Source organism: Mycobacterium sp. IDUB_19, from assembly GCF_055419445.1.
The window spans coordinates 1-2,476 of the sequence record NZ_JBVAXR010000114.1; the positions used below are offsets into that span (position 1 = coordinate 1).

Genomic DNA, 2,476 nt, shown 5'->3' on the forward strand with positions numbered 1-2,476 from the left:
GGCTGGTCGCCGTGGCCGGCGAGCACCTCACGCTTGAAATCGAGGACCTGCGGGCGGTCCAACTCGAAGATCGTCGTGGCGGCCTGCCGCACGCCGGCGTCAGCGGCCCGGCGGAAATATTCGTCGAGTTACTTCGTGCGAGCGCCCTGGAAGTTGACGAAATGCAGGCTGAAGTCGGCGGTCTTCAGGTGGTGGTCGGGGTCCGTGCCGTCGAGGACGTCGGCGACGGGACCGCCGTCGCCACGGCAGAAAATCTCCGCATACGGATCGACGGCCAGCGGGTCGGGCTCGTGCGCCTCCTGGGCTCGCGCGGTCGCAACCAACAACGCGGTCGAACCAACACTCGTTGTGATGCCATGTATCACCTTCGCTACGCGCCCAACCAACACCACGCCGCCAAGCTGGGACGCCTTTTCCCATGGGGCGCAACGGCGATGGCGAACATACACGTAGCTAGCCGCCCCGAACAGCGGCTTTGTCCCCGTCGCGGGGCGACCATTCGACTACCCATGAGGTCATAGTGGGATGCTTGCGAGGAGTACGTTGCTGGCATCATTACGACGTTCGAGGAGGGGTCACCATCGAGCCGTCGCTAGCCTGGTTGCTTCAACCTCTCGCGGTGGAGACGTTTCTTGACGAGATATGGGGGGCAACGCACCACCACGTCAAGCGTTGCTGCGCAGGCTACTTCGATAGCCTGCTGCAGGGGGCGTCGGCGGTTGAGGAACTCTTGGAGCTATTTCGCGGGGAGCCATCGACGGTGCACCTGCTGAAGGGAAAACACAAGAAGAGCGGCTCCGACAGCTACCGACTTGTTGATGGCAGCCTCGACCTTGCCGCTATCCGCAACGACTTTGCCGATGGTTACACGATCGTTTTGGGCGGCGTTGAGCGCTTCGCGCGTGCGATTGCGTCGTTGGCTCACTCCATCGAGGTCGAGCTGAACTTCCCGGTACAGGTCAACGCCTACATCACCGCGCCCGCATCGCAAGGGCTCGTTCCCCACTACGACGACCACGACGTGTTGATCCTGCAGATCCAGGGATCCAAGATCTGGCATTTGTATGACGGCCCCGACGTCCCGCCGCACGAGCTGCAACCCGAGAAGGACAAGACGGTTGCCATCGACGGCCTCCCGTTGCTAACCGACGTGTGCCTCGAAGTCGGCGACGTGCTGTACGTGCCACGCGGGCGAGTTCATGCGGCCGAGACCAAATCAGAGCCATCCGCCCATCTGACCGTCGGATTCCACCCGCCCACCATGCTCACTCTTGCCATCGCGGCGCTCAAATCACAGCGATTCCACGACGACCGTCTGAACGCCTACCTGCCGCCACGGCATCTCGATGACGCTGATGTGCAGGCAACCCTGGGCGTCCTCCTACGTGACGCTGTCAACGCGGTTGAGGACCCGAGCGCCATCGCGAGAGGTCTCGACGCATTGGCGGATGCCCTAGTCCGCCGCGGTCGATGCCCACCAATCGGACCGATCTCGAACGCCGCCCGAATCGACGGACAAACAGTGGTGAGGAAGTACCAACCGCTCTATTCGCGGGTGAAGGCTACGCCCGGCGGCGTTGCCCTGCAGTTTGCGGGTTTGTCGGTCGGCGCCGGTCCCGACCACGAGGCCGCGATGCTGTTCATCTCGAGCAGTACCGAGCCGTTTCGGGTTCGCGATCTGCCCGAGCTCAATGCGCAGCAACAGGTTGAGCTAGCCCGATCGCTGATTGTGAGCGGATTCCTCGTCCGGCTCTCTGAGGCTCAGCCTGGCTGATCGTGCTGCATCGATGCCGACTTGGTGCCGAACGCGGACTGCGCGGCCACCAACGGCGGAATATGAGCATACGACGACGCTGCCGACACCATCGATCCATGGGAAGTAACCCGTAGCGCCATACCAGGGACTCGTCGCAGAGGTGAAATCGACGACCATTCTCGGCTGTTAGGCGGCGCAAGTAGCACGCCGTAGTTGTCGGCCGGGCAGCCCGAAAAGTTCCCGATCGCCGATCAAGGAGCGATGGCCGCTTCCGACGGCTCAGGCCCTGACGGCGCTGACCAGGGTGTTGCGGGCAATCATCGGCCCGGCTTCGGTCTCTGGTCCGGGGACCGGACGGCCGACCTCACGTAGGTAGTCCGCCAAGGGGGTGCCGACCGCGTTCCAGCCGTGCCGGCCGAACCATTCGGTGGCCGGGGCGTGTTGCTCGTTGTAGACCAATTGGAAAAACAGCCGCTTGTCACCCTGGGCGGCGGCCGCACGTTCTTCTTCGACGGCGGCCTCGAACTCGTCGGCTTGCAGTGGCGCGCCGTCCTCGACGGCGACATGGCTGCCATGTCCGGCCAGGCCGTTGATGCCGCTGAACAGCTGCTCCTGGGCGGCGGCCGGCAGATAGATCAGCAGGCCCTCGGCGATCCACGCAGACGGCATGGCGGGGTCGAACCCGCTGTCCCGCAATGCCTGTGGCCAATCGTCGCGCAG

General features: G+C 64.0%; 2 protein-coding genes and 1 pseudogene. 1 reads left to right on the forward strand and 2 read right to left on the reverse strand.

From position 1 onward, the window contains the following. Window positions 1-420, reverse strand: a pseudogene (locus tag ACZY0B_RS27170) (class I SAM-dependent methyltransferase); the annotation flags it as partial. Between the two features lie 160 nt (window positions 421-580). Here ACZY0B_RS27170 and ACZY0B_RS27175 point away from each other — a divergent pair. Continuing rightward, window positions 581-1,774 carry a cupin domain-containing protein gene (locus tag ACZY0B_RS27175; RefSeq protein WP_463767325.1) on the forward strand — a complete coding sequence of 398 codons (1,194 nt, stop codon included), beginning with the start codon at window positions 581-583 and terminating at the stop codon, window positions 1,772-1,774. Window positions 1,775-2,035: 261 nt separating this feature from the next. On the opposite strand, the gene ACZY0B_RS27180 is transcribed toward ACZY0B_RS27175, so the two are convergent. After that, the coding region (locus ACZY0B_RS27180) for an SAM-dependent methyltransferase (protein WP_463767324.1) at window positions 2,036-2,476 on the reverse strand (441 nt) is incomplete at its 5' end.